This window comes from Nonomuraea sp. NPDC000554, assembly GCF_040300065.1.
GTDB lineage: Bacteria > Actinomycetota > Actinomycetes > Streptosporangiales > Streptosporangiaceae > Nonomuraea.
The window spans coordinates 1-5,501 of the sequence record NZ_JBEPDC010000062.1; the positions used below are offsets into that span (position 1 = coordinate 1).

The following is a 5,501-nucleotide window of genomic DNA, read 5'->3' on the forward strand; positions in this document are numbered from 1 at the left end:
CGGCCACCGCGCCTCCAGCGGTCGGATCGGACGTCACCGCCCATCAAACCGCCACGATCACCAAACCGGCGAACCTATGCGGTCAGAGCACTAGCCTGCTTCCGCGAAGTAGATGACCGGGCGCGGCGGCGGAGAGGTGAGGGGGACGATCGCGTCGGGTGGATCGTCCAGCTCTGCTTCGACGGCCTTCGCGCCCGCCACCTCCACCTCGTAGCTCCAGACCTTGGAGCCCGACGGCCCGTGGACGCGGCAGCGGAACGCGCCCGTGATCTCGACCGGGTCGCGAGGTTTCAGGCTGCGGATCAACGCGGCCGTATCGGCGTCGAAGGTGACGCACGGGATGCTGTCGGTCAGGGTGCCGCCATGTCTGTGACGGCGGCGACGGACGATGATGCGCCATTTGGTCAGAGTGTCGCCGCTCGGCAGGGTCCGGTCTTCGGGCGCCGCCGACAGCCTTCCCACCAGCAAGACCTCGTTCCGGTCCATTGTCTTCCTCCCTTGGGTGCTCTGCTGGAGATCACTCTTTACGATGGGAGCAAGGCCGGATCGGCTCGAACGCCGTTCTGGGGATAACAGCTGGCGTGCGGGAGTTCCTGTGGACAACATCACCGCCCTCGGCGGCGACGTCTATGAGATCGACACGAAAATGGCGGGGTACTCGGGGATCACCGCCGGATACCTCATTCTGGGAGACCGTCCGTGCCTGGTGGAGACGGGCACCTCGACCTCCGCTCCGGTGGTGCGCGACGCGCTCGCCACGCTCGGCGTGGGCCCGGAGGACCTGGCCACGGTGGTGGTCACGCACATTCACCTGGACCACGCGGGTGGCGTGGGGGACATCGCGCGGTTCTTCCCATCCGCGCAGATCGTGGTGCACGAAAAGGGCGCGAGGCACCTCGCCGATCCGTCCAGGCTGATGGCGAGCGCACGGATGGTCTGGGGTGACCAGCTCGACACGCTGTTCGGCGAGCTGTCGCCGACGGATGCCGAGCGCATTGTCGCGCTCGGCGACACCGGATCCATCGACCTCGGCAACGGCAGGACGCTGAACAGCCACTACTCCCCCGGCCACGCAAAGCACCACGTGGGCCTGGTCGACTCCGCCACCGGCGACCTGTACGTGGGCGACGCGGCGGGCGTCTACCTGCCGCAAACCGGCGACCTGCGTCCCGCGACCCCGCCACCGGACTTCGACCTGGAGACCGCGCTCAACTCGATCGCCCTGTTCGGGGCACTTGGCCCGCAACGGCTGCTGTTCAGCCATTACGGACCGGTGGACGCCGTCCAGGAAACGCTGGATCGGTCGGCGGAGGAACTTCGCATCTGGGTTGACCTCACCCGCCAGGCTCATTCCGAAGGCCTGGACCTCGACCACGCCGTCGCCATGGTCCGGGACCGCACCAAGGAGCGCTACACAGCGCTCAAAGCCGAGGACGACGAGACGGCCCAGCAGTTCGAGCTGCTGAGCGGAGCACCGTCCAACGTCGCAGGCATCCTCCACTGGCTCAACCGCGTCTCGCCCAATTCCACGGGATGAAGTGACCGCAGCGTCAAGTCAGGACGAGACGTATGCGGCCCGCGCCATAACGGATGCTGGCCGGGCAAAGAGGACAAGCGTCCCCGCCGTACGGCCTCGTACGGCGGGGACGGGACGTCAGTCTTCGCGCTTGCCCTTGTCCTCGGCCGGCGGCTCGGGCTCGCTCAGGATGTCACCGAAGTCCGGCTCGATGAACGCCGGGGTGATGCCCGGAACGTCCACCACCAGCTCCAGCTCGGGCTGGGCTTCGGCCTTCGCGGCCTCCGCCTCGGCTCCAGCGGCGGTCTCCGGCTCCACCGCCGCCTCGGGCTCGGGCTCGGGCTCGGGCTCGGGCTCGGGAGATACGGGAGCCTCCGCGGCGGCGCTGGACGCGGCTGTGTCGTCTGCTGCGGGAACGTCCGCAGCAGGGCCGTCCAGGAGGTCGCCGACCTCGGGGAACGCGGCGGCGTCGTCCGCCTCCTCGTCCGCCTCCTCAACGTGTGCGGCGTCGTCGAAGTCTTCCTCGACGTCCTCGATGACGGCACCCGTCAGCTCGGCGTAGCGTTCGGCGGCGTCGGTCTCGCCGTCCTCGTCGAACGCCATCGCCCGGGCGAACCAGTCAGTGGCCGCCTCCTGGTGCCCGGCGTCGGCAAGCGCGTCGGCGTACGCGAACGCCAGCCGCGCCGACCACGGCTTCGGCTGCGGGTCACGCAGCTCGGCCACCCGCTGCAGCGTGATGACCGCGGCGTCGAACTGCCCGAGGTCACGGCGGGCACCGGACTCGACGATGGACAGCTCGATGCGTTCCGGCCGCTCAAGACGCTCGGCTTCGGGCGAGCGGACGAGGTCGAGGGCGCGCTCAGGACGTCCGAGACCGCGCTCGCAGTCGGCCATCACCGGCAGGTACGCGTCGGAGCCCGTCAACCTCCTGGCGGCGCGCAAGTCGCTGAGTGCCTCCGAGAAGTGCCCGGCCCGGTACGCGACGATGCCCGCAGCCTCCCGCACCACGCCGATGCGCGCGGCGAACCTCCGAGCGACCTTGGTGTGCTCGTGCGCACGGTCGGGGTCGTCGTCACCGAGCGCACGTTCGGCCGCGACCAGATGCCTGCCTACCAGCTCGGCCAGGTCGCCGGGCAGGGAGCGCAGCTCCTCGCGGACCTCCTTGTCGAGCTCGTCGGCGGTGATGTCAGGCGCGACGTCGGGCAGGCGCTCGCGCTGAGGAGCGCCCTCGTCATCGCGACGTCCGTACCTGGCGCGGGTGCCCTCGGGACGCTGCTCGCGCTCGCGCGAGAACGGCCGCGACCTGTCATCGCCCTCGCGACGCGGGCCACCGTAACCGCCCTCACGACGCGGACCGCGATCGTCCCGATCACGGTACGGCCTGCGCTCGTCGCCGTCCCGGCGGGGACCCCGGTCATCCCGGAATCCACCCTCACGCCGAGGACCTCCGTAACCGCCTTCGCGACGCGGACCGCGGTCGTCCCCGTAACCGCCTTCACGACGGGGACCACGATCATCGCGACGCGGGCCAAAGCCGCCCTCACGACGCGGGCCACGATCGTCCCGGTCACGGAACGGACGACGCTCGTCATCACGACGCGGACCACCAGACCCGCCCTCACGACGCGGACCGCGATCGTCTCGGTAACCGCCCTCGCGACGCGGACCACGATCGTCTCCGTATCCGCCTTCACGGCGCGGACCACGATCATCGCGATCCCGGAACGGACGACGCTCGTCATCACGACGCGGACCACCGTAGCCGCCCTCACGACGCGGGCCACGATCGTCCCGGTCACGGAACGAACGACGCTCGTCATCACGACGCGGACCACCAGACCCGCCCTCACGACGCGGACCACCAGACCCGCCCTCACGACGCGGACCACGATCGTCTCGGTAGCCACCTTCGCGACGCGGACCACGATCGTCTCCGAATCCGCCTTCACGGCGCGGACCACGATCATCGCGATCCCGGAACGGACGACGCTCGTCATCACGACGCGGACCACCGTAGCCGCCCTCACGACGCGGACCACGATCGTCCCGGTCACGGAACGGACGACGCTCATCATCACGACGCGGACCGCCGAAGCCGCCCTCACGACGCGGACCACGATCGTCCCGGTCACGGAACGGACGACGCTCATCATCACGACGCGGACCGCCAGACCCGCCCTCGCGACGCGGCCCGCGGTCCTCGCGGTATCCGCCTTCACGGCGCGGACCGCGGTCGTCACGGCCGCGGAAACCGAGGGCTCGGTCGCGGTCCTGGTACGTGCGACGGTCGTCGCCTCGCGAAGAATCATCCCGCCGCGGGCCACGGTCGTCACGGAAACCGCCTTCACGGCGCGGACCGCGGTCGTCACGGTAGCCGCCCCCGGACCCACGATCGTCGCGCCCCCGGTATCCGGAGCGCTCGCCGGCGCCTCGGTCGCGGCCCTGGTAAGGCTGGCGGTCGTCATCACGACGCGGCCCGCGATCGGACGAGCGTGGTCTGTCGTCGGAACGGAACGGACGCTCGCCCCTGCTGTCGCGCTCGTCGCGCCCGCGGGAGCCGTAGCCGCCGCCTCTGTTTCCGTCGTACGGGCGCTTGTCTCCGTTGTCGCCGCGGTCGCGCTGCCCGCCGTCCGGTCCGTTGTCTCTGTTCACTTCTGGTCCATTTCGTTGGCTCACTCAGCGGTCCCGTGCTCCAAACGACGGTCCACCGTGGCTGGTCGCCGCCCGCCCTCGGGCCTTACGCGACGAAGGCCACCCGTGGGTGGCCCGGCCCCTCCAGCCTAGCAAGCCGCAGAACGTCCCCGGGCCCACTGCTGGCCAGGTAAATCGGTCGCACTCTTCAGGGATCCTCGGAAGACTGCACGACATGTCACTGCGCTTCCATGAAATCGCTGAGTCCGGGCACCGCGTGCTGAATCCCTTCACCGTCAACAAGCTGGATCTCCTGGGTCAGATCTGCCGCATTCGACCAGGCCTCCGCCACCTGGACCTCGCCTGCGGAAAGGGCGAACTCCTCGCCCGCTGGGCCGCCCAGCACGGCGTTGAGGGCACTGGCGTCGACATCAGCGACGTCTTCCTCGAAGCTGCGAGAAGGCGCGTCGAAGAGCTCGGTGTGGCCGATCAGGTGCGCTTCGTCAAAGCAGACGCCAGCGCCTACAAGGACGATCCGCAGCCGTACGACATCGTTTCGTGCATCGGCGCGACCTGGATCGGCGGCGGCCTCACCGGCACCCTGGATCTCATGCGAGGCCACCTACGGCCCGACGGGATCGCGATAGTGGGTGAGTGCTTCTGGACCAGCCCTCCGCCCACTGAAGCATATGAGTCACTTGGCGTCTCCGAAGACGCATGCGTCTCACTTGCCAGGACGGCGGAGCGGTTCGAAGCCGCAGGTTTCGAACTCCTGGAAATGGTTCTCGCAGACCAGGACGACTGGGACAGATACGTCGCCGGCCAGTGGTGGACGCTCAGCGACTGGCTCCGCGACAACCCGGCAGACCCGGATGCGCAGCAACTCCGCGAATTCCTGACGCGCGCCCGCCGCTCCCACCTGGAATACGGCAGACAGTACCTAGGCTGGGGCACCTTCGTCGTGCGTCCGTGTACGCCAGTTCAACCAGAGTGACAGGGAGACCTCCGCGAATGCCCCCTCCCCACGAACGCCACAAGAGAGGGGACCACACAAGACAAGAGGGCTTCCGACACCAGAAAGAACAACCAGAGAAGACCACCGGAAAGAACCGGCACCCCTTCAACACCAGAACCAGCAACTCCCGGAACCAGCAACAACCCATCTCACGCAACACGCAAGAACAAAAGATTTCACCGCACAAAAACGGAAAGGGCGGGAAGAGAACCCCTCAACAGGGGATCTCTTCCCGCCCTCACCCAACAATTGTCCGGCGGTGACCTACTCTCCCACACCCTCCCGAGTGCAGTACCATCGGCGCTGGGAAGCTTAACTTCCGGGTTCGGAATGTAACCG

General features: G+C 68.5%; 5 protein-coding genes and 1 rRNA gene. 3 read left to right on the top strand and 3 right to left on the bottom strand.

Features of this window, described 5'->3' with window-relative positions; translation table 11 throughout:
* Positions 1-90: 90 nt before the first annotated feature.
* Positions 91-486, bottom strand: coding sequence for a single-stranded DNA-binding protein (locus tag ABT294_RS50545; RefSeq protein ID WP_350813718.1), 396 nt, complete (start codon positions 484-486; stop codon positions 91-93).
* Positions 487-595: 109 nt separating this feature from the next.
* Between ABT294_RS50545 and ABT294_RS50550 the strand changes: the two genes are divergently transcribed.
* Positions 596-1,537 (top strand): MBL fold metallo-hydrolase, encoded by a 942-nt coding sequence (locus ABT294_RS50550; protein ID WP_350813719.1) that lies wholly within the window; start codon positions 596-598, stop codon positions 1,535-1,537.
* Between the two features lie 117 nt (positions 1,538-1,654).
* On the opposite strand, the gene ABT294_RS50555 is transcribed toward ABT294_RS50550, so the two are convergent.
* On the bottom strand, positions 1,655-2,521 hold the full coding sequence (locus ABT294_RS50555) for a tetratricopeptide repeat protein (protein ID WP_350813720.1): 867 nt from the start codon (positions 2,519-2,521) through the stop codon (positions 1,655-1,657).
* A 45-nt stretch (positions 2,522-2,566) separates the two neighbouring features.
* Here ABT294_RS50555 and ABT294_RS50560 point away from each other — a divergent pair, with 45 nt between their 5' ends.
* On the top strand, positions 2,567-4,300 hold the full coding sequence (locus ABT294_RS50560; RefSeq protein ID WP_350813721.1) for a hypothetical protein: 1,734 nt from the start codon (positions 2,567-2,569) through the stop codon (positions 4,298-4,300).
* An 82-nt stretch (positions 4,301-4,382) separates the two neighbouring features.
* A complete protein-coding gene (locus ABT294_RS50565) occupies positions 4,383-5,141 on the top strand; it encodes an SAM-dependent methyltransferase (RefSeq protein WP_350813722.1) in 759 nt (252 codons plus the stop codon).
* A gap of 272 nt (positions 5,142-5,413) precedes the next feature.
* Here ABT294_RS50565 and rrf read toward each other — a convergent pair.
* Positions 5,414-5,501 (bottom strand): 5S ribosomal RNA (gene rrf, locus ABT294_RS50570); the annotation flags it as partial.

What these genes read in the sequence shown, in the direction of transcription:
- ABT294_RS50565 (WP_350813722.1), top strand. Translation starts at nt 4,383, where the DNA reads ATGTCACTGCGCTTCCATGAAATCGCTGAGTCCGGGCACCGCGTGCTG.
- ABT294_RS50545 (WP_350813718.1), bottom strand. Translation starts at nt 486, where the DNA reads ATGGACCGGAACGAGGTCTTGCTGGTGGGAAGGCTGTCGGCGGCGCCC.